Below are 21,124 nucleotides of genomic sequence, written 5' to 3' on the forward strand. Positions count from 1 at the left end.
ATAGCGTCGATGTGACGCACCCGGTCCCGAACGGCGTTCTCCCCAGGCCTTTTCCCGCCCGCCCCCGTGTGTGCGAGCATGAAAGAAGAAGAACCCGGAATGATTCCGGGGCCCCGCCGGTTGCAACCGTCGGCAAGCAGTCTCCGTACAACCCGGGAGAGAAGCAGATGTCCGTATCGGACGAGACCACCACCGTGAGCGACGGCATCCTCCTGTCCGACGCCGCCGCGGCCAAGGTCAAGGGCCTCCTTGAGCAGGAAGGCCGGGACGACCTGGCGCTGCGTGTCGCCGTTCAGCCCGGCGGCTGCTCCGGCCTGCGCTACCAGCTGTTCTTCGACGAGCGCTCGCTCGACGGCGATGTCGTCAAGGACTTCGACGGCGTCAAGGTCGTCACCGACCGCATGAGCGCCCCGTACCTGGGCGGCGCCTCGATCGACTTCGTCGACACCATCGAGAAGCAGGGCTTCACGATCGACAACCCGAACGCGACGGGCTCCTGCGCCTGCGGCGACTCGTTCAGCTAGTCGAAGCGGCCCGCCGGGCCTCGCGGCAGCGAAAGGCGGGCGCCCCCGGTCATCCGGGGGCGCCCGCCTTCGTCGTGTCCGGCGCCGGGCGGGCCCGCGCCGCTACTTCTTCGGCAGCTCCTTGCCGGTGTCCGCGTCGAGCACCTTGCGGGCCGCGAGCGCCTGATGCAGCTCCACGGAGACCGTCTGCTGCTTGGCCAGCGCGACGCACATCTTCTTCGGGTCGGTGACCTGGCCGGTCACCTTCACCCGCACACCGTCACCGCTCTCGTCCGCGGTCGCCGTGTACGTGCTGCACACCCCGCCCCAGAACGTCACGTTCAGGGTCCGCCCGTCGGGCGCCAGGGCGTACGACTCCAGCGACTGCCCGTGCGCGCCCGGCGCGGTGGCCGAGCCCGACGGCGTCGGGACGGGGGCGCCGGCCGGCGGCTTGGCGATGTACTCGGGGGCCAGCGCCGGGGCGGTGATGGTGAACGGCTGCCCCGCGTCCGGCTTCACCTGGAACAGCCACGACGGCACCAGGGTCGGCGTGCCCGCCACGAACTGCGCGGCGAGCCCGAAGGTGGCCCCGTCGATCGTCACGGTCGAGGGCGTGGGCTGTTTGCAGGGCCGGGTGTTGCCCTGCGGGTCACTCGGCAGCCGCCCCTTGGTGGGCTGCCCGTCGAGCGGCACCGGGCCCGTGCAGTCCTTGGTCTTCGGCTGCTCGCGGTGGCCGTTGAGCTGGGCCAGCGTCTTGTCCGCGCTGAGCACCGGGTAGGTGTCGCCCTTGTCCGGGGTCTTCAACTGGCCGCTGCCGCCCACGACTTGACCGTCCGAGCCGACCTGGATGCCGGTCGTCCAGCCGTACGTGGGAAGGCCGTCGACCACCGGATCGGCGTTGACCACCCGCGCCGAGGCGAGGATCTCCGACGCGTCCAGCTTGGCGTCGTCCTGGCCGAGCGCCTTGAGCACCGGGGCCGCAGCCGCCTTCGCCGCCTGCTCGCCGATCGGGGCGCCCGAGCCGGCGCCGGCGCCCGTGTCCGCGCCGGTGGTGTGCATCGGACACATCTTGCCCTTGGGGCAGTTGTCCGTTCCGCCGCTGCCGTACCGCGCGAACGTCCAGGTCCCCGGCGCCTTCTGAGTGACCGTCAGAGTCGGGCCCGAGCCGTCTTTGGTGGCGCCCACCTTCCAGCTGTCGCCCTCCAGGCGTGCCGTGCCGTCGATGCCGAGCGCCCGGGCGAGCCGGTTCACATCCGCCTCACCCACCGTGCCGCGCGGCTGATGGACCGCCGCCCTGCCGGGGCCCTCGGGCAGCTTGACCGACGCCCGGTAGACCACCCCGTTGGGGTCCGGCTCACCCGGCGCGATCCCGTTGCCGCCACCGCTGCCACCACGGGGAGAGCCCGGGGTGCCGGGGGCGCCGGGGGTGCTGTCGAGGGCGAGCGGCGGAGGCGCGCCGTCCGCGCCGGGCTTCCCGTCGCTGCTGGAGGACGCCGTCGTCGCCCAGTACGCCCCACCGCCCCCCACGGCCAGTACGGCCAGGGTCGCCGCGGCGAGGATCAAGGGAGACCGACGCGAACGCCGCTGCCGGGGCTCGTCCTGCGTGTGCTCGCTGCTCACCAGATCGCTCCTGTCCAGTCGTATCCCGCATCCCCCTTACGAGGGACGCCGGTTGGACGGAGCGGGGGAGCGCACGGTTCCATCCGTGCGCCGCACCCGCGCGATCAGGCCGTTTCAGTCCCCGTAATCGGACATGTCCGCGATGAGCCGTACCGATGCGGGCGGAATCGTCACACCGTGGATCAGGGACGGCGGCACCGGTGCCGGGGCGCTCGTCGCGGGGACGACCCAGTGCGGTGCCATCCGCGCGCAGTCGCCGCGCAGCTCCTCCAGGCCTCGGCCCGCCGCCCCGTACCCGCTGTTCAGCTTGGTTTCCATGCTTCGCACCGTACGCATCAGGAAGCATGCGCAGTAAGACCTACTATTGGGTAGTTTCCGCCGGTCGGCCCAGCCGGACCGACCCGGTAGCGTGAACTGTCAACGCCCGCCCTCATCGGAGCGCCTTGCGCGCCCTCCTCATTCCTTTCAGGAGCGCCCTCGCCGTGCGTATCGCAGTCACCGGCTCCATCGCGACCGACCACCTCATGACCTTCCCCGGCCGCTTCGCCGACCAGCTGGTCGCGGACCAGCTGCACACGGTCTCCCTCTCCTTCCTGGTCGACAACCTCGACGTACGCCGTGGCGGTGTCGGTCCCAACATCTGCTTCGGCATGGGGCAGCTCGGCGGCCGTCCGATCCTGGTCGGCGCGGCCGGCTCCGACTTCGACGAGTACCGCGCCTGGCTCGACCGGCACGGCGTCGACACCGGCTCGGTGCGGATCTCCGAGGTCCTGCACACGGCCCGTTTCGTGTGCACCACCGATTCCGACCACAACCAGATCGGCTCCTTCTACACGGGTGCGATGAGCGAGGCCCGCCAGATCGAGCTGAAGTCGGTGGCCGACCGGGTGGGCGGCCTCGACCTCGTGCTGATCGGCGCCGACGACCCCGAGGCGATGCTGCGCCACACCGAGGAGTGCAAGGCGCGGAGCATCCCCTTCGCCGCCGACTTCTCGCAGCAGATCGCCCGGATGTCCGGCGACGACATCCGCACCCTGCTCGAAGGCGCGACGTACCTCTTCTCCAACGAGTACGAGAAGGGGCTCATCGAGACCAAGACCGGCTGGAGCGACGAGGAGATCCTCGCCAAGGTCGACTACCGGGTCACCACCCTCGGCTCGCGCGGCGTGCGCATCGACAAGGTCGGCGCGGAGCCGATCGTCGTGGGCTGCCCCGAGGAGGAGGCCAAGGTCGACCCGACGGGCGTGGGCGACGCCTTCCGGGCCGGCTTCCTGACCGGCCTGTCCTGGGGCGTCGGCCACGAGCGCGCGGCCCAGCTCGGCTGCATGCTGGCCACCCTGGTCATCGAGACCCTGGGCACCCAGGAGTACACCCTGCGCCGGGCCAACTTCATGGACCGCTTCACCAAGGCGTACGGCGACGAGGCCGCGTCCGAGGTCCAGGCCCACCTGAAGTAGCCCCTGCCGCGGCGGTGTCCCCCCCCGCCGGGGTTCAGCTCCTGCGGCGCACCCGGTAGGCGGTCCCGCCGTCCACCGGGTGCTCGCCCAGGTACTCCTGGTCCCGCATCTCGCACCACGCGGGGATGTCGAGACGGGCCGCCTCGTCGTCGGCGAGGACCCTCACGACGCCGCCCACCGGCACGCCCTCCATCGCCCTGGCGAGTTCGATGACCGGGATCGGGCAGAGCCTGCCGAGCGAATCCACCGTGAACTCCTCGGCCCCGGCATCGGATGCCTCGGCCGCGATCCCGGCCCCGGCCTCGACCCCGCTCCCGGTCCCGGCGTCGCGCGCGGCCGCGCCCGGCCCGGACGCCGCGACCGGCGCGCCCAGCTTCGTCCGTACGGCCGTGACCAGCCACGTCAGCACGTCGAGGAACCGCTCGACGTCCTCCGCCGGGGTGCCGATCGGCAGTGACACCCGGACGTTCCCTTCACTCAGCACCCCCATGGCGCGCAGCACATGGCTGGGCGTCAGAGTGCTGCTCGTGCAGGACGAACCGGAAGAAACCGAGAATTCCGCCCGGTCGAGTTCGTGCAGCAGGGTCTCTCCGTCGACATAGAGACAGGAGAAGGTGACCAGATGCGGCAGCCGCCGCACCGGATCGCCGACCACCTCCACATCCGGTACGACCTCCACGACCCGGGCCCGGATGAGGTCCACCAGCTCCCGCAGCCGTGCCGCTTCGGCCTCCGCCTCGGCCCGCACCGCACGCAGCGAGGCGGCCGCCGCCACGATCGCCGGGATGTTCTCGAACCCGGGCGCCCGCCCCGACTCCCGCTCGTCCGGCGGCCCTTGGGGCGCGAACCGGACTCCCTTGCGCACGGCGAGCAGCCCGACTCCTGCCGGACCGCCCCATTTGTGGGCACTCGCCGCCAGGATCGACCAGGCCCCCTCGACCGGCCCCCACGCCAGGGACTGAGCCGCGTCCACGAACAGGGGCACCCCCGCCGCCCGGCACACCTCGGCGACCTCGGCCACCGGCTGGAGCGTGCCCACCTCGTGGTTGGCGGACTGGAGCGCGGCGAGCGCGGTGTCGGGACGCAGGGCCGCGGCGTAGGCGTCGGGGGAGACCCGGCCGGTACGGTCCACCGCGACCTCGGCCAGCGAACCGCCGGCCGCCTCGTGCGAGGCGGCCGAATGGAGGACCGACGAGTGTTCGACCGCGGACACCACCAGGTGCCGGCCGACACGCCGACGCCCGGACAAGGATCCGTAAATTCCGGAGTGCACCGCCTGGGTCCCCGAACCGGTGAAGCTGAGCTCGTCAGGACGGCAGCCGACGGCCTCCGCGGCGGCCTCGCGCGCCGCGTCGAGCAGCAGCCGGGCACGCCTTCCCTCCCGGTAGAGACGGGCCGGATCGGCCCATCCCTCGTCCAAGGAGGCTTGCAGCGCTTGGCGTGCGACGGGGTGCAGGGGGGCCGAGGAGGCCGCGTCGAAATAGGGCACGCGGCCACGCTAACCCCGGTCCGGCACGCGAGCGGCGAGGGACGGGGCGAGGGGGCGTCAGATGGCGCCCGGAGGCCGGGATTCCACCGCGACTCCACCCCTTCGGGGACTCGGACGGCGCGTTGGGCACCCTCCCCGCGCGACCCCAAATAGCGTCCAGTAGGGTTTGGTCCGCATAAACATCCAAACCCCTGCCCGTGTGCCAGGGCGGCGACCGACCAGCGAGACGGCCGTAGCCGACCACCGCGGGCGAGACTCTCGGGAAGGCGCTACGTGAGTCCCAACGGCTCCGACCGCTCGTCGCGGCGCCCGATGCGGCGGAAGCTGCCGCAGGTGCTGACTGCGGGCCTGGTCCTGGCGACAGCATCCGGTTGCTCGTACAACTGGAAAGACTTCCCTCGACTTGGTATGCCCACTCCGGTGACGGAAGAGGCTCCCAGGATCCTGTCCCTCTGGCAGGGCTCGTGGGCGGCTGCGCTCGCCACGGGCGTGCTGGTCTGGGGCCTGATCCTGTGGAGCGTCATCTTCCACCGGCGCAGCCGCACCAAGGTCGAGGTACCCGCGCAGACCCGGTACAACATGCCCATCGAGGCGCTGTACACCGTGGTCCCGCTCATCATCGTCTCCGTGCTCTTCTACTTCACGGCACGCGACGAATCGAAGCTCCTGGCCCTCACCCCGAAGCCGGCTCACACGGTCAACGTGGTCGGCTATCAGTGGAGCTGGGGCTTCAACTACGTCGAGGACGTGCCCGGTGTGAAGGGCAACGCCAAGACGGACCCGAACCTGGAAGCGATTCCGGACCGGTTCAAGAAGGACTTCCCCGCGAACGCGGGCGGTGTCTACGACGTCGGTATCCCCGGCACCCGTAACCCGCAGACCGGAAACCCGGGCCCGACCCTGTGGCTGCCGAAGGGCGAGAAGGTCCGCTTCGTGCTGACCTCGCGCGACGTCATCCACTCGTTCTGGATCGTGCCGTTCCTGATGAAGCAGGACGTCGTCCCGGGGCACACCAACTCGTTCGAGGTCACGCCGAACCAGGAAGGCACCTTCCTGGGCAAGTGCGCCGAACTCTGCGGCGTCGACCACTCGCGCATGCTCTTCAACGTGAAGGTCGTCTCCCCGGAGCGCTATCAGCAGCACCTCAAGGAGCTGGCGGCGAAGGGCCAGTCCGGCTACGTGCCGGCGGGCATCGCCCAGACCGACCCCGCCAAGAACGCGGAGACGAACAAACTGTGAGCATCCTCAACGAACCTCAGGGTGCCGCGGCAGCAGACGACTCGTACGAGAACGAGCTGCCGGTCCGGCGCAAGCAGCCGGGAAACGTCGTCATCAAGTGGCTGACCACCACTGATCACAAGACGATCGGCACGATGTACCTGGTCACGTCGTTCGCGTTCTTCTGCATCGGCGGCATCATGGCGCTCTTCATGCGCGCCGAACTCGCCCGCCCCGGCACGCAGATCATGTCGAACGAGCAGTTCAACCAGGCGTTCACGATGCACGGCACGATCATGCTGCTGATGTTCGCGACGCCGCTGTTCGCCGGATTCGCGAACTGGATCATGCCGCTGCAGATCGGCGCGCCCGACGTGGCGTTCCCGCGGCTGAACATGTTCGCCTACTGGCTCTACCTGTTCGGCTCGACCATCGCGGTCGGTGGCTTCCTCACCCCGCAGGGCGCGGCCGACTTCGGCTGGTTCGCCTACTCCCCGCTGTCGGACGCGGTCCGCTCGCCGGGCGTCGGCGCCGACATGTGGATCATGGGTCTGGCCTTCTCCGGCTTCGGCACGATCCTCGGCTCGGTCAACTTCATCACCACGATCATCTGCATGCGCGCTCCCGGCATGACGATGTTCCGTATGCCGATCTTCGTGTGGAACGTCCTGCTGACCGGTGTGCTGGTCCTGCTGGCCTTCCCGGTCCTCGCGGCCGCGCTGTTCGCCCTGGAGGCGGACCGCAAGTTCGGTGCCCATGTCTTCGACGCCAGTAATGGCGGCGCCTTGCTGTGGCAACACCTCTTCTGGTTCTTCGGCCATCCAGAGGTGTACATCATCGCGTTGCCATTCTTCGGAATCATTTCCGAAGTGATCCCGGTGTTCAGTCGCAAGCCGATGTTCGGCTACAGCGGTCTGATCGGCGCCACCATCGCGATCGCGGGTCTGTCCGTGACCGTGTGGGCGCACCACATGTACGTCACCGGTGGCGTGCTCCTGCCGTTCTTCTCCTTCATGACGTTCCTCATCGCCGTGCCAACGGGCGTGAAGTTCTTCAACTGGATCGGCACGATGTGGAAGGGCTCACTGTCCTTCGAAACACCCATGCTGTGGGCCATCGGCTTCCTGATCACCTTCACCTTCGGTGGTCTGACCGGCGTCATCCTGGCCTCGCCGCCGATGGACTTCCACGTCTCCGACTCGTACTTCGTCGTCGCGCACTTCCACTACGTCATCTTCGGCACCGTGGTCTTCGCGATGTTCTCCGGATTCCACTTCTGGTGGCCGAAGTTCACCGGAAAGATGCTGGACGAGCGGCTTGGCAAGATCACCTTCTGGACGCTGTTCGTGGGCTTCCACGGCACGTTCCTGGTGCAGCACTGGCTGGGTGTCGAGGGCATGCCGCGTCGTTACGCCGACTACCTGGCGGCCGACGGGTTCACCGCGCTCAACACGATCTCGACGATCTCCTCGTTCCTGCTCGGTCTGTCGATCCTGCCGTTCTTCTACAACGTCTGGAAGACCGCCAAGTACGGCAAGAAGATCGAGGTCGACGACCCGTGGGGCTACGGCCGTTCGCTGGAGTGGGCGACGTCCTGCCCGCCGCCCCGGCACAACTTCGTCACCATGCCGCGCATCCGCTCCGAATCGCCGGCCTTCGACCTCCACCACCCGGAGATCGCGGCTCTCGACCAGCTCGAGAACCACGGCGACGTCCACGGTGACCACATGCTGGCCGGTGGCAAGGAGGCCGGGAAGTGAAGATCCAGGGCAAGATGTTCCTGTGGCTGTCCGCCTTCATCCTCGTGATGGCCATCGTCTACGGCGTGTGGTCGAAGGAAGCGGCAGGCACCACCGCGCTCGTCATGGCCTTCGGCCTGAGCGTCATGATCGGCTTCTACCTGGCCTTCACGGCCCGGCGGGTCGACGTCGGCGCCCAGGACAACAAGGAGGCCGATGTCGCGGACGACGCCGGTGAGGTCGGCTTCTTCTCGCCGCACTCCTGGCAGCCGCTCGCGCTCGGCATCGGCGGCGCGCTGGCCTTCCTCGCGATCGCGATGGGCTGGTGGCTGCTGTACTTCTCGGCGCCGCTGATCCTCGTCGGTCTCTACGGCTGGGTCTTCGAGTACTACCGCGGCGAGAACCAGAACCAGTAGTTCCGCCCGCCGCATTGCTCCAAGAGGGGCCCTTCGTCTCGTTCCGGGACGGAGGGCCCCTCGTTTGCAGTCACACCGCGCGCCGAATCTGACGAGTCTTCATACCGTGTGACCATGAGCCACGCACCGCGCATCCGCACCGTAGTGAGCTGCACCCTCCTTGTCCTGTCCCTCGGTGTGGGGGCCACGGGGTGTGGCGGGTCCGACGGCAATCCCCTTTCGGCGAAGCCTTACGACGCGGCCGGGCAGGTCGCCTACAACGGCCCTGCGGGCAGTCAGAAGGCCGACCCCGACAAGCCCCTGGAGATCACCGCCAAGAGCAAGGACGGCCGTCTCACGGACGTCACGGCCGTCGACGGCAACGGGCGCTACCTGGCCGGCGAACTGGCCGCCGACGGCAGCCGCTGGCACTCCACGGCCCCGCTGGTGGCCGGAGCCCACTACACCGTCAAGGTCTCCACGGAGAACGAGGACGGCTCTCCGGGGCTGCGCACGCTGACGTTCGACACGGCGGCGGCCAAGGAGGCCGTGGAGGTCGAATTCGGCCCGGACGCGGGCAAGTACGGCGTCGGACAGCCCATCACGGCCCAGCTGAGCAAGCCCGTCAAGGACAAGGCGGCCCGGTCCGTCGTCGAGCGGGCCCTGAAGGTCCAGTCCACGCCCTCGGTGGAGGGCGCCTGGTACTGGGTGAACGACAAGGTCCTGCACTACCGCCCGAAGGAGTACTGGCCCGCCCACGCCACCATCGACGTGCACTCCAACCTGGAGGGCGTGAAGATCGCCGACAAGCTGTACGGCGGGCCGGGCAAGCCCCTGCGGATCACCACCGGCGACCGCGTCGAGGCCATCACGGACGCCGCCGGGCACTACATGACGGTCAAGCGCAACGGAGAAGTGATCAACACCATTCCGGTCACCACCGGAAAGCCGGGCTTCTCCACCCGCAACGGCGTCAAGGTGGTCCTGGGCAAGCAGTACTTCGTACGCATGCGCGGGGAGACCGTCGGCATCTCGTCCAGCAGCTCCGACGGATACGACCTGCCCGTCTACTACGCCACGCGCGTCACCTGGAGTGGTGAATACGTGCACGCCGCGCCCTGGTCGGTCGGCTCGCAGGGCTCCGAGAACGTCAGCCACGGCTGCACGGGCATGAGCACCGGCAATGCCGCCTGGTTCTTCGAGAACATCAACGAGGGCGACATCGTCAAGGTCGTCAACAGCATCGGCGAGGACATGACGCCCTTCGACAACGGGTTCGGCGACTGGAACGTGTCGTGGGACGAGTGGCGTGAGGGCAGCGTCCTGCAGGCCGACCTCAAGGCCGGGCAGAGCAGGGTCAACTCCGCCCGGCTGCGGCCGGGAGTGTGAGGTCAGGCACCCACGGCAAGCCGCTTGCGCAACAGGGAGGCCAGGGCGTCCGCGAACTCGACCGGTTCCACCGGCAGGGTCACCGCGGCGTCCGCACGGCTCCACGTGGCCAGCCAGGCGTCCTGCGGGCGGCCCATGAGGAGCAGCACCGGCGGGCACTGGAACACCTCGTCCTTGAGCTGGCGGCACACCCCCATGCCGCCGGCCGGGACGGCCTCCCCGTCCAGCACGCAGACGTCGATGCCGCCGCGGTCCAGCTCCTTGAGGACCGCCGGCAGCGTCGCGCACTCCAGGAACTCCACGGGGGGCACGTCGGACGCGGGCCTGCGCCCGGCCGCGAGCCGCACTTGTGCGCGGGTGTTCGCGTCGTCGCTGTAGACCAGAACCGTGGCGCTCGACTGCATGGATCCTCCGAAGGTCCGGCGCTTTCGCCGACGTTGGCTCATGAACCGATGCGCGGATGCTACTCCGTCCGACTGCCCGTCAACACCGGTTCGGCCAGCCCTTCGATGGGCCGTTCGGGCCCTGCATACGCCGCTGACACACCGAACGGCACCCCCCGGAGTGAGGGCGGGATAAGCGACCGACATAATGTCGGTCGTGGCGACAGCAACGACAGTAGAAACCGGGCACGCGCACCCGTCGGTCAATCGGCCGAACCTCACCAGCGTCGGAACCATCATCTGGTTGAGTTCCGAGCTGATGTTCTTCGCGGCCCTCTTCGCGATGTACTTCACTCTGCGATCGGTAACGGGTGCCGCGCACTGGTCCGAAATGGCCTCGTCCCTGAACCTTCCGTTCTCGGCGACCAACACCACGATCCTGGTGCTCTCCTCCCTCACCTGCCAGCTCGGCGTCTTCGCCGCGGAGCGCGGCGATGTGAAGAAGCTCCGCACCTGGTTCATCATCACGTTCGTGATGGGTGCGATCTTCATCGGCGGCCAGGTCTTCGAGTACACCGAGCTGGTGAAGAAGGACGGCCTCTCGCTGTCCTCGGATCCGTACGGCTCGGTGTTCTACCTGACCACGGGCTTCCACGGACTGCATGTGACGGGCGGCCTGATCGCCTTCCTGCTGGTTCTGGGCAGGACGTACGCGGCCAAGAGGTTCACCCACGAGCAGGCGACCGCGGCGATCGTCGTGTCCTATTACTGGCACTTCGTCGATGTCGTGTGGATCGGCCTCTTCGCCACGATCTACCTGATCCAGTAACCGGGCCCGTAGGTCCGCACCACATCCGCCATCGACGCAGAAGATCCTGACACCGGGGTAATCCGTGAAAAAGCTCTCCGCACGACGACGCCATCCGCTGGCGGCGGTCGTCGTCCTACTCCTCGCGCTGGCGGCCACCGGGGGGCTGTACGCCGCGTTCGCGCCCGCGGGCAAGGCTCAGGCTGACGAAACCGCCCAGTCCCTCGCCATCGACGAGGGCAAGAAGCTCTACTCCGTCGGCTGCGCCAGCTGCCACGGAACCGGCGGTCAGGGAACCTCTGACGGCCCCTCCCTGGTCGGCGTCGGCGCCGCCGCGGTGGACTTCCAGGTCGGCACCGGCCGTATGCCGGCGCAGCAGCCCGGCGCGCAGGTGCCGAAGAAGAAGGTCATCTACTCGCAGCCCGAGATCGACCAGCTCGCCGCTTACGTGGCGTCGCTGGGCGCCGGTCCGAGCGTGCCGACCGACTCGCAGTACAACCCCAGCGGTGCCGACATCGCCAAGGGTGGCGAACTGTTCCGCACCAACTGTGCCCAGTGCCACAACTTCACGGGTGAGGGCGGTGCCCTGACGAACGGCAAGTTCGCCCCCAGCCTGGAGGACGTGGACCCCAAGCACATCTACGAGGCCATGCAGACCGGCCCGCAGAACATGCCGTCCTTCCCGGACACGACGATGCCGCAGAAGCAGAAGCAGGACATCATCGCGTACCTGCACGCCGTCAACAGCGACCAGTCCGCCAGCCCCGGTGGTCTCAAGCTCGGCGGGCTCGGTCCGGTCAGCGAGGGCCTGTTCGGCTGGATCTTCGGTCTGGGTGCCCTCATCGCAGTAGCCATCTGGGTCGCGGCCCACACCGCTAAGGCCAAGAAGTCATGAGTAGCCAAGAGAATTCCGAGAGCCTGCCCGAAGCGCAGGCCCCCGCGCACGGCGCGGTAGAGCACGCGGGCGACCCGTTCGCCGACCCGGGACTGCCGGCCCACAAGCCGCGCATCCAGGACATCGACGAGCGGGCGGCCAAGCGCTCCGAGCGCGCGGTCGCGTTCCTGTTCTTCCTGTCCATGGTCGCGACGATCGGCTTCATCGCCTCGTACGTGATCTTCCCGGTCGACAAGATCGTCTTCATCTTCCCGTTCGGGCACGTCAGCGTCCTCAACTTCGCTCTGGGTCTGACCCTGGGCGTGGCGCTGTTCTGCATCGGCGCGGGCGCGGTCCACTGGGCCCGCACCCTGATGTCGGACGTCGAGATGCCGGCCGAGCGGCACGAGATCGCGGCCCCGCCGGAGGTCAAGGCGCAGGTCCTGGCCGACTTCAAGCAGGGCGCGGCCGAGTCCGGCTTCGGCCGGCGCAAGCTGATCCGCAACACCATGTTCGGCGCGCTGGCCATGGTGCCGCTCTCCGGTGTGATGCTGCTGCGCGACCTGGGCACGCTGCCCGAGAAGAAGCTGCGGCACACCATGTGGTCCAAGGGCAAGGCCCTGATCAACATGAACACCAACGAGCCGCTGCGTCCCGAGGACCTGCTGGTCGGTTCGCTCACCTTCGCCAAGCCCGAGGGCCTGGAGGAGGACGCCGAGGACTTCCAGACGCAGATCGCCAAGGCCGCCCTGATGCTCGTCCGGATCAAGCCGGAGGACATCAAGGACAAGCGCGAGCTCGAATGGTCGCACCAGGGCATCGTCGCCTACTCGAAGATCTGCACCCACGTCGGTTGCCCGATCTCCCTGTACGAGCAGCAGACGCACCACGTGCTCTGCCCGTGCCACCAGTCCACCTTCGACCTCTCCGACGGCGCCCGCGTCATCTTCGGCCCGGCCGGTCACGCCCTTCCGCAGCTGCGGATCGGCGTGAATGACGAGGGTTACCTCGAAGCGCTCGGCGACTTCGATGAGCCCGTCGGTCCTGCCTTCTGGGAGCGCGGATGAGCACCACGACAGACGCACGGCGCGAAGCGCCCGCCGGTGAGCGGATCGCGGACTGGGCGGACGGCCGGCTCGGGATCTACTCCCTGGCCAAGGCCAACATGCGCAAGATCTTTCCGGACCACTGGTCCTTCATGCTCGGCGAGATCTGCATGTACAGCTTCATCATCATCATCCTCACGGGTGTGTATCTGACGCTGTTCTTCCACCCGAGCATGAACGAGGTCGTCTACGACGGCTCGTACGTGCCGCTGCAGGGCATGCACATGTCCGAGGCGTTCAACTCGACCATGCACATCAGCTTCGATGTGCGCGGTGGTCTGCTGATCCGGCAGATCCACCACTGGGCGGCGCTGATCTTCCTCGCCGGCATGTTCGTGCACATGATGCGCGTGTTCTTCACGGGTGCGTTCCGCAAGCCGCGTGAGGTCAACTGGCTGTTCGGCTTCCTGCTGTTCGTCCTGGGCATGTTCACCGGCTTCACCGGTTACTCGCTCCCGGACGACCTGCTCTCCGGCACCGGTGTCCGCTTCATGGAGGGCGCGATCCTGTCCGTGCCGATCGTCGGCACGTACCTCTCGTTCTTCCTGTTCGGCGGCGAGTTCCCCGGCGGCGACTTCGTGGCCCGGTTCTACTCGGTCCACATCCTGCTGCTGCCCGGCATCATGCTCGGCCTGATGGTGGCGCACCTGATCCTGGTCTTCTACCACAAGCACACCCAGTTCGCGGGTCCGGGACGTACGAACAAGAACGTCGTCGGCATGCCGCTGCTCCCGGTGTACATGGCGAAGGCGGGCGGCTTCTTCTTCCTGGTCTTCGGTGTCATCGCGGTGGTCGCGGCGATCGCCTCGATCAACCCGATCTGGGCGATCGGCCCCTACCGGCCGGACCAGGTGTCCACCGGCGCCCAGCCCGACTGGTACATGGGCTTCTCCGAAGGCCTCATCCGAGTGATGCCGGGCTGGGAGATCAACCTGTGGGGCCACACCTTGGTCCTGGGTGTGTTCATCCCGCTGGTCATCTTCCCGCTGGTCCTCGCGACGATCGCGGTGTACCCGTTCATCGAGTCCTGGATCACCGGGGACAAGCGCGAGCACCACATCGCCGACCGGCCGCGCAACGCGCCGACGCGTACCGCGTTCGGTGTCGCGTGGATCACCTGGTACCTGGTGCTCCTGATCGGTGGTGGAAACGACCTCTGGGCGACCCACTTCCACCTCTCGATCAACGTCATCACCTGGTTCGTGCGGATCGCGTTCTTCGTCGCTCCGGTCCTCGCGTTCATCGCCACCAAGCGGATCTGCCTGGGTCTGCAGCGGCGTGACGCCGAGAAGGTGCTGCACGGACGCGAGTCCGGCATCATCAAGCGGCTGCCGCACGGCGAGTTCATCGAGATCCACGAGCCGCTCGACGCCGGTGCGCGCTACAAGCTCACCGCGCACGAGCAGTACAAGCCGGCCGAGATCGGTCCCGAGGTCGACGAGAACGGTGTCGCCCGCAAGGTCTCGCCGCTCCAGAAGCTGCGCGCCAAGCTCAGCAAGGGCTACTACGGCGAGGGGAACCAGATCCCCAAGCCGACGGCCGAGGAGTACCAGGAGATCACGAGCGGCCACGGCCACCACTGATCCCCGCCCGACCTGTCGGTCGCCACAACCGAGGCTCCGGCCCGGCCCCCGTCCGGGGGCCGGGCCGGAGCCTTTCGGCGTCCGTGCCGCATCCGTGCCGCGTCCTGTCCGTACTACGGGCATGCGTACGGATGGAGCCCCCGCTGTCGATAGGCTGACGGGCGGTATATCCCCACCCTGACCACCAGGAGCGAGCATGAGCGCTGTTACCCCCACCGGAGGCGACACCGTGGCGGCCCACTCCTGGCCGGGCGTCCTGGACGCGCTGCTCGGCGGCACCGACCAGAGCGCCGACGTGACCGCCTGGGCGATGGACCGGATCATGCGCGGCGAGGCCACCGACGCCCAGATCGCCGGCTTCATGGTGGCCCTGCGTGCCAAGGGCGAGACGGTCCAGGAGATCACCGGTCTGGTACGCGCGATGTACGCGCACGCCAACCTCATCGAGGTACCGGGCCCCAGCGTCGACATCGTCGGCACCGGCGGCGACGGCGCCAAGACGGTCAACATCTCCACCATGGCCGCGATCGTGGTCGCCGGAACCGGCACCAAGGTCGTCAAGCACGGCAACCGGGCCGCCTCGTCGGCGAGCGGCTCCTCCGACGTCCTGGAGAAGCTCGGCGTCAACCTGGAGCTGACGCCGAAGCGGGTCGCCGAGGTGGTCGAGGAGGCCGGCATCACCTTCTGCTTCGCGGTGAAGTTCCACCCCGCGCTGCGGTACGTGGCCGCCGCGCGCAGGGAGCTCGGCATCCGCACCACCTTCAACGTGCTGGGCCCGCTGACCAACCCGGCCAAGGTGCGGGCCACCGCCGCCGGTGTGGCGGACCCGCGGATGGCCCCGATCGTGGCCGGAGTCTTCGCCGAGCGCGGCTCGTCGGCGCTGGTCTTCCGCGGCGACGACGGCCTCGACGAACTCACCACCACCGGCACCTCGCGGGTGTGGGTGGTGCGCGACGGCCAGGTCCACGAGGAGGCCTTCGACCCGCGGGACGTCGGCATCGACATCGTGCCCATCGAGGCGCTGCGCGGCGCGGACTCGTCGTACAACGCCGACGTGGCCCGCCGCCTGCTCGCGGGCGAGCGCGGGCCGGTGCGGGACGCGGTGCTGCTGAACGCGGCGGCGGCCCTGGTCGCCCTCGAACCGGGACGGGGCGCGCTCGCCGAACAGATCGGCGCCGCGATGGAGCGGACGGCCGAGGCGATCGACTCCGGGGCGGCCCAGGGCGCCCTGGAACGCTGGGTCGCCGCCAGCAACGCCTGACCCCTGCCCGTACGGGACCCTGCTCGCGCGGGTCGTCCTGTACGGGTGTGCCGTGCGGGATGTGACGCGAGGCGCAGTCCGGATCGCGGACTGTGTCTTGCGCCCGTCCATACGTATGGCAGGATGCTCTTCAAGGTCATGAGTGACAGCGATTTAGGCCCCGGCTCGCTGTCCGGCAACCCTCCGTCCGTGGCGGGGTGCCCCGGGTGAAGACCAGGTCGTAGGCAGCAAGGCCTGCGGCAAGCGCGGACCCCTGGACATCTTCGATGTCACAGCCCTGGGGTCCTGGTCCTCAAGGGAGCAGTCTCGTGAGCAAGCGAATGCGATAGGGCGTACCGCCCCTTCTTCACACCTCCGCGCACCCTTCTTCGGGCTGCGTGTTCGAGGTCAACACCCGTACACGGCACCGCAGTCGAACCCTCTCGCTCGATGCAGGGTCACGCCGCCGTACCCGGGGTCCGAAGTCAACTCGCCTTGTCCTGCCGGGAGATACCGCCATGTCCGCACGCCCCGCCACCGCCACCGCCGCCGTTTCGTCCCCCGCCGTCGAGTCCGCGGCCGTGGAGTCCGCCGACCCCTGCTGTGCCGCGCCGCTGCCGGTGCTCGGCCGCGATGTCACCGTGCCGCTGGTCACGGGCGGTGAAGTGACGTACGCCGCCCTCGACTACGCGGCGAGCGCGCCCGCCCTCCAGCGGGTCTGGGACGACGTGGCCGCGTACGCCCCGTACTACGGCAGCGTGCACCGCGGGGCGGGTTACCTCTCGCAGCTCTCCACCGACCTGTTCGAGAACAGCCGGACGACGGTGTCGGAGTTCCTCGACTGCCGCCCGGGCGACCAGATCGTCTTCACCCGCTCCACCACGGACTCGCTGAACCTGCTCGCCCAGACGCTGCCGGCCGACTGCCAGGTCTTCGTCTTCGAGACCGAGCACCACGCCTCGCTGCTGCCGTGGCGCGATGCCCGCGTGACCTACCTGAACGCGCCGCGCACCCCGGAGCAGGCCGTCGAGACGCTGGAGCGCGCGCTCGCCGACCGCGACCCGTACGGCCCCGCCCTCGTCTGCGTCACCGGCGCTTCCAACGTCACCGGCGAGCTGTGGCCGGTGAGGGAGCTCGCCGCGGCGGCGCATGCCCACGGCGCCCGCATCGTTCTGGACGCCGCCCAGCTCGCGCCCCATCACCCCGTCTCCGTAAGGGAGTTGGACGTCGACTGGATCGCCTTCTCCGGGCACAAGCTGTACGCGCCGTTCGGCTCGGGCGTGCTTGCCGGGCGGGCGGACTGGCTGCAGGAGGCCGAGCCGTACCTCGCGGGTGGCGGCGCGTCCAAGAAGGTCGCCCGGCGCTCGGACGGGGGCGTCGACGTCGAGTGGCACACCACGGCCGCGCGGCACGAGGCCGGGTCGCCCAACGTCATCGGGGTCTACTCCATCGCCTCCGCCTGCAAGGCGCTGACCGAGGCGGGCTTCGATGCGCTGGTCGAGCGCGAGCGGCATCTGATCGCGAAGGTCCGCGAGGGTCTGGCCGGGGTTCCCGCGGTCCGGGTGCTCTCGCTCTTCGGCGACGACGCGCCCCGGGTCGGAGTCATCTCCTTCGTCGTCGACGGCTGGAACAGCTCGCACTTCGCGGCGGCGCTGTCGGCGGAGTACGGCATCGGGGTGCGCGACGGCCTCTTCTGCGCCCACCCGCTGGTGCGCACGCTGCTCGGCAGCGACCCGCAGGACCCGGGCGAGTGCGGGGCGCCCGAGGCCGAGCCGGGCGAGCGCTCGCTCAACGCGATCCGGGTCAGCTTCGGTGCGGGGACGCCCGACGAGCACGTGGACCGCTTCGTGCGGGCGGTGCGGGAGTTGGTGGCCGACGGCGCGAAGTGGCAGTACCGCACGGAGGCCGGCCGCTGCGTCCCGGCGGTGTAGCCCCGGCCCCGCGGGGCTCGGCGGCCCCGGACCCCGTTCGCGCCTGAACGGCGCTCGTCCTCAAACGCCGGACGGGCTGGAGGTGCCCCGGTGCGGGCCGGCACCGAGGTACTCGGGGACACCTACAGGGGCGCGGGGAACTGCGCGATCGGCCACGCACGGTGCGAGGACGAAAACGGGGTCGGGGGCGCGGGGAACTGCGCGATCGGCCACGCACGGTGCGAGGACGAAAACGGGGTCGGGGGCGCGGGGAACTGCGCGAACGGCCCCCGCGGTCCGCACCCGTGAGCAGCCCCAGGGGCGCGGGGGCGCAGCCCCCGAGGGGGCCGGGGGGCTACGAGTCCAGGCCGATGGCGAAGGCCGCTTCGAGGTCGTGCTGGGAGTACGTCCGGAACGCCACGTGCGTGTCCGTCCCCTCCACCCCGGGAATCTTGCTGATGCTCCCGGGGATGATGTCCGCCAGGTCGTCGTGCCGGGCCACCCTGACCAGCGCGATCAGATCGTACGTACCGGTCACCGAGTACACCTCGCTGACGCTGTCCAGCGCCGCGATGGACTCCGCGATCTCGGGAATCCGGTCCACGCTGGTCTTGATGAGCACGATCGCGGTGATCACGGCTGGCTTTCTCCCTCGGTGGCGGCCGGACCCGCGGTCTTCACGGGCTTTCGGCGTTTCACTCTATCCGCCCCGCCGAAACGGGCCCACGCGTAGAGGAAGCCGACGCCGAAGCCGACCAGGTGGGCCAGGTAGGCGACCCCGGGCCCGGCCGACGCGCTCCGGATCGCCAGCCACTGGAGGGCGAACCAGAAGACGAGCACGATCCACGCCGGGAAGCGCAGCGGCAGGAAGAGCAGGAACGGGAAGACGCTGGTCACCCGGGCCCGGGGGAAGAGGTACAGGAAAGCCCCCAGGACCGCCGAGATCGCCCCGGACGCCCCCACGAGCGTCTGGTCGGAGCCCGCGTTCGCGACGGCGTAGCCGAGCAGGGCCACATAGCCGGCCACCAGGTAGAACAGGGCGAATTCGGCCCACCCGAGCCGTTCCTCGGTCATCGCGCCGAAGACGTACAGGAACAGCATGTTGCCCAGCAGGTGCAGCCAGCCGCCGTGGACGAAGAGCGCGGTGAGCGGGGTGAGCAGGGCGTGCGGCCGGCCCGTCATCAGCTCCGCCGGGATGACCCCCCACCGTGCGAAGTAGTCGCTCTGCGCGCTCAGGATCGCGTCCCCCGTGCCGTACACCGGGTTGAGGCCGGACACCGGGCTGACCATGAACAGCAGGCAGCAGGCGGCGATCAGCCCGTACGTCATGGTCGGGCCCCGTACCGCACCCCTGAGGATCTCCGCTCCCCGCCACTTGATCATGGGGAGAGAATGGCCCAAAGGGAGCTTTCGGTACAGACCGCCTCGCCGTGCCGGCGCTCGACGGGTAGGCCGTAGGGTTGCGGGCAGTACTCCCGCAGTTCGACGGCGCACCGCGAGATCCTGGACCATGGAAGTGGAAAAGAGGGCCGCACCACATGACCACCGTTCCCCAGATGACCGCCGAGACCCGGTGGCGCTGCACGCTCTGCGGCAACCTCACGCGTTTCGATGTCACCCGCTCGTCGAAAGTGGTCGAGTACGTCCATCTGGACCTCGCCGGAGAGCCCAAGGTGGAGGAACGCGATGTGGTCAGTGAGACCATCGAGTCGGTCCGCTGCCGGTGGTGCAACGCGGTGGACCAGATCGAGCTAGTGGACCGGCCGGGTACCGACTCCGCGGCCGCCTCCTGAGAGGCTGCCGCCCACGCGGTACGGATGACAGTTGGGGTGACGGATTGTGGAGCATGCAAGCGGCGCTGAACCGGCCGCTGCGGCCGGCGACGGCCCCGCCGAGGTGCTCGACCGCCCGCTGCCCGAAGGGGTCCGGCGCCGGGTCGTCGCCTTCGTGTCGGAGGCGTTCGGCGGCCTGACCGTCGGTGAACTGCCCGGACAGCTGCGGCAGTACGCCCGGTTCACCCCCACCCGGCGCGCCAAGTTCGCCGGAAACGCGATGGCCACGGCCCTGGAGAGCGACCCGGTGTTCCGCCAGCGGGTCGGCGAGCGCCTCAAGGAGGCGCAGCCCGAGCTCGCGGCGGCCGTGGAGGCGGGATCGCCGCCCGGCGCGGCCGACCCCGTGGACGTGGCGGCCGCCGCCTATGTGCTGCGCCCCACCGGCTGGGTCAAGCTGGTCGCCGCGGCCGGCGAGGAGGCCCAGCGGGCGTTCGCCGAGCGTGCGGAGGAGGAGGGCCGGCGCGAGCTGGAGCGGCTGCGCGAGGAACTCGCCGAGGCGCGCGACCGCATCAAGACGGAGAACGAGTCGCTGCGCACCGAGCTGGTCGCCGCCCGCAAGGAGACCGAGTCGCTCCAGCGGAAGCTGCGCAGCGCCCAGAGCGATGTGAAGCGCGGCGAGGCGGCCCTGCGCCGGGCCACCTCCGAGATCGACGGCATCAAGTCCGAGGCGGCCGCCCAGGTGGCGGCGGCCGAGAGCGAGGCCCGGCGCCTGAAGACCCGGCTCGGCGAGGCCGAGGCCGGCCTGGAGGCGAGCCGACGGGCGGTGCGCGAGGGCCGCTCGGTCGAGGACATGCGGCTGCGGCTGCTGCTCGACACCGTCCTGGAGGGCGCCCAGGGGCTGCGCCGCGAACTGGCCCTGCCGCCCGCCTCGGTGCGCCCGGCCGACACCGTGGACGCGGTCGCGCCCGGCAACATGACGCCCAAGGACATCGCGGCCCGCGCGCTCTCGGAGACCGACCCGGCGCTGCTCGACCAATTGCTCGCGCTGCCCCAGGTGCATCTGGTCGTGGACGGCTACAACGTCACCAAGACCGGCTATCCGACGATGCCGTTGGAGAAGCAGCGGCTCCGGCTGCTCGGCGGTCTGTCCGTGCTGGCCGCGCAGACCGGCGCCGAGGTCACCTGTGTCTTCGACGGCGCGGAGCTGGCGGCCCCGGTGCTGCTCGCCCCGCCACGGAGCGTACGGGTGCTGTTCTCCAAGCCGGGCGTGACCGCGGACGAGCTGATCCGTCAGCTGGTGCGGGCCGAGCCGTCGGGACGTCCCGTGGTCGTCGCCTCCACGGACAAGGAAGTCGCGGACGGCGTCGCGAAGGCGGGCGCCCGCCCGGTCGCCTCGCTGCTGCTCCTCAAGCGGCTTTCACGCGTCTGAGGCATTGCGTCCGTTCTGCAACTCCTGTGTTCAATGCCCGAATTCGGGTGATCACTGACGAGCAGACCGTCAAGTGCCAACTACTGCGCGTGGGATGACAGTAAAGAATCCTCTCGGTGACCGACTTTTTTGCCATCAGGATTTGAACTGATCACAGGAAGGTCACTAGGGTCGGGCCTCGTACCTTCATGCGGTTGATCACTCGTTCG

20 protein-coding genes and 1 riboswitch are annotated in these 21,124 nt (G+C 69.3%); of the genes, 14 read left to right on the top strand and 6 right to left on the bottom strand.

Annotation, left to right across the window (positions count from 1 at the left end; translation table 11 throughout):
* Window positions 1-167: 167 nt before the first annotated feature.
* Window positions 168-524 carry a HesB/IscA family protein gene (locus IE267_RS05475; protein WP_030933606.1) on the top strand — a complete coding sequence of 119 codons (357 nt, stop codon included), beginning with the start codon at window positions 168-170 and terminating at the stop codon, window positions 522-524.
* Between the two features lie 102 nt (window positions 525-626).
* Here IE267_RS05475 and IE267_RS05480 read toward each other — a convergent pair whose 3' ends face one another.
* Together IE267_RS05480 and IE267_RS05485 are read right to left on the bottom strand one after the other, a co-directional pair.
* The gene (locus IE267_RS05480) at window positions 627-2,123 is read right to left on the bottom strand and encodes a hypothetical protein (RefSeq protein ID WP_308428673.1); all 1,497 of its coding nucleotides are present in this window, start codon (window positions 2,121-2,123) and stop codon (window positions 627-629) included.
* A 114-nt stretch (window positions 2,124-2,237) separates the two neighbouring features.
* A complete protein-coding gene (locus tag IE267_RS05485) occupies window positions 2,238-2,441 on the bottom strand; it encodes a hypothetical protein (RefSeq protein WP_167153746.1) in 204 nt (67 codons plus the stop codon).
* Window positions 2,442-2,605: 164 nt separating this feature from the next.
* Here IE267_RS05485 and IE267_RS05490 point away from each other — a divergent pair, with 164 nt between their 5' ends.
* Window positions 2,606-3,580 (top strand): carbohydrate kinase family protein, encoded by a 975-nt coding sequence (locus IE267_RS05490; protein ID WP_161252825.1) that lies wholly within the window; start codon window positions 2,606-2,608, stop codon window positions 3,578-3,580.
* 34 nt (window positions 3,581-3,614) lie between these two features.
* On the opposite strand, the gene IE267_RS05495 is transcribed toward IE267_RS05490, so the two are convergent.
* Window positions 3,615-5,069 carry a cysteine desulfurase/sulfurtransferase TusA family protein gene (locus IE267_RS05495; RefSeq protein WP_189762313.1) on the bottom strand — a complete coding sequence of 485 codons (1,455 nt, stop codon included), beginning with the start codon at window positions 5,067-5,069 and terminating at the stop codon, window positions 3,615-3,617.
* Window positions 5,070-5,342: 273 nt separating this feature from the next.
* On the opposite strand from IE267_RS05495, the gene ctaC reads away from it, so the two are divergent.
* The 4 genes from ctaC to IE267_RS05515 all read left to right on the top strand — a co-directional run bounded on the left by ctaC (window position 5,343) and on the right by IE267_RS05515 (window position 9,810).
* Window positions 5,343-6,308, top strand: coding sequence for an aa3-type cytochrome oxidase subunit II (gene ctaC, locus IE267_RS05500; protein ID WP_189762314.1), 966 nt, complete (start codon window positions 5,343-5,345; stop codon window positions 6,306-6,308).
* Window positions 6,305-8,047 carry an aa3-type cytochrome oxidase subunit I gene (ctaD, locus tag IE267_RS05505; protein WP_161249128.1) on the top strand — a complete coding sequence of 581 codons (1,743 nt, stop codon included), beginning with the start codon at window positions 6,305-6,307 and terminating at the stop codon, window positions 8,045-8,047. The genes ctaC and ctaD overlap by 4 nt, the downstream gene beginning before the upstream one ends.
* Window positions 8,044-8,442, top strand: coding sequence for a cytochrome c oxidase subunit 4 (locus tag IE267_RS05510; RefSeq protein WP_100574649.1), 399 nt, complete (start codon window positions 8,044-8,046; stop codon window positions 8,440-8,442). The genes ctaD and IE267_RS05510 overlap by 4 nt, the downstream gene beginning before the upstream one ends.
* Before the next feature lie 114 nt (window positions 8,443-8,556).
* On the top strand, window positions 8,557-9,810 hold the full coding sequence (locus IE267_RS05515) for a L,D-transpeptidase (protein ID WP_161249130.1): 1,254 nt from the start codon (window positions 8,557-8,559) through the stop codon (window positions 9,808-9,810).
* A 2-nt stretch (window positions 9,811-9,812) separates the two neighbouring features.
* Here IE267_RS05515 and IE267_RS05520 read toward each other — a convergent pair whose 3' ends face one another.
* Window positions 9,813-10,214 (bottom strand): DNA-binding transcriptional response regulator, encoded by a 402-nt coding sequence (locus IE267_RS05520; RefSeq protein ID WP_167153750.1) that lies wholly within the window; start codon window positions 10,212-10,214, stop codon window positions 9,813-9,815.
* Window positions 10,215-10,401: 187 nt separating this feature from the next.
* On the opposite strand from IE267_RS05520, the gene ctaE reads away from it, so the two are divergent.
* From ctaE to IE267_RS05550, 6 genes are all read left to right on the top strand, one after another.
* On the top strand, window positions 10,402-11,022 hold the full coding sequence (ctaE, locus tag IE267_RS05525) for an aa3-type cytochrome oxidase subunit III (RefSeq protein WP_053727713.1): 621 nt from the start codon (window positions 10,402-10,404) through the stop codon (window positions 11,020-11,022).
* Window positions 11,023-11,086: 64 nt separating this feature from the next.
* Complete coding sequence (qcrC, locus tag IE267_RS05530; RefSeq protein WP_161249134.1) at window positions 11,087-11,896, top strand: cytochrome bc1 complex diheme cytochrome c subunit; 810 nt, start codon at window positions 11,087-11,089, stop codon at window positions 11,894-11,896.
* Window positions 11,893-12,942 (top strand): cytochrome bc1 complex Rieske iron-sulfur subunit, encoded by a 1,050-nt coding sequence (gene qcrA / locus IE267_RS05535; protein WP_167153751.1) that lies wholly within the window; start codon window positions 11,893-11,895, stop codon window positions 12,940-12,942. The genes qcrC and qcrA overlap by 4 nt, the downstream gene beginning before the upstream one ends.
* The gene (gene qcrB, locus IE267_RS05540; protein WP_167153752.1) at window positions 12,939-14,564 is read left to right on the top strand and encodes a cytochrome bc1 complex cytochrome b subunit; all 1,626 of its coding nucleotides are present in this window, start codon (window positions 12,939-12,941) and stop codon (window positions 14,562-14,564) included. The genes qcrA and qcrB overlap by 4 nt, the downstream gene beginning before the upstream one ends.
* A 196-nt stretch (window positions 14,565-14,760) precedes the next feature.
* Complete coding sequence (trpD, locus tag IE267_RS05545) at window positions 14,761-15,825, top strand: anthranilate phosphoribosyltransferase (protein WP_189762315.1); 1,065 nt, start codon at window positions 14,761-14,763, stop codon at window positions 15,823-15,825.
* A 134-nt stretch (window positions 15,826-15,959) separates the two neighbouring features.
* Window positions 15,960-16,077, top strand: a riboswitch (SAM riboswitch).
* Window positions 16,078-16,322: 245 nt separating this feature from the next.
* On the top strand, window positions 16,323-17,735 hold the full coding sequence (locus IE267_RS05550; protein WP_189762316.1) for an aminotransferase class V-fold PLP-dependent enzyme: 1,413 nt from the start codon (window positions 16,323-16,325) through the stop codon (window positions 17,733-17,735).
* A 334-nt stretch (window positions 17,736-18,069) separates the two neighbouring features.
* Here the strand turns inward: IE267_RS05550 and IE267_RS05555 are convergent, their stop codons facing one another.
* Window positions 18,070-18,351: an Lrp/AsnC family transcriptional regulator gene (locus IE267_RS05555; RefSeq protein WP_053727718.1), complete on the bottom strand. Its 282-nt coding sequence runs from the start codon at window positions 18,349-18,351 to the stop codon at window positions 18,070-18,072.
* The gene (locus IE267_RS05560; RefSeq protein WP_167153755.1) at window positions 18,348-19,097 is read right to left on the bottom strand and encodes a rhomboid family intramembrane serine protease; all 750 of its coding nucleotides are present in this window, start codon (window positions 19,095-19,097) and stop codon (window positions 18,348-18,350) included. Before IE267_RS05560 ends, IE267_RS05555 begins: the two co-directional genes overlap by 4 nt.
* Before the next feature lie 155 nt (window positions 19,098-19,252).
* On the opposite strand from IE267_RS05560, the gene IE267_RS05565 reads away from it, so the two are divergent.
* A complete protein-coding gene (locus IE267_RS05565) occupies window positions 19,253-19,507 on the top strand; it encodes a hypothetical protein (RefSeq protein WP_161251868.1) in 255 nt (84 codons plus the stop codon).
* Window positions 19,508-19,553: 46 nt separating this feature from the next.
* Window positions 19,554-20,915, top strand: coding sequence for an NYN domain-containing protein (locus IE267_RS05570; protein WP_373304471.1), 1,362 nt, complete (start codon window positions 19,554-19,556; stop codon window positions 20,913-20,915).
* Window positions 20,916-21,124: the final 209 nt, after the last annotated feature.

It is taken from the genome of Streptomyces xanthochromogenes (assembly GCF_014650455.1).
In the GTDB taxonomy this organism is placed as follows: Bacteria; Actinomycetota; Actinomycetes; order Streptomycetales; family Streptomycetaceae; genus Streptomyces; species Streptomyces xanthochromogenes.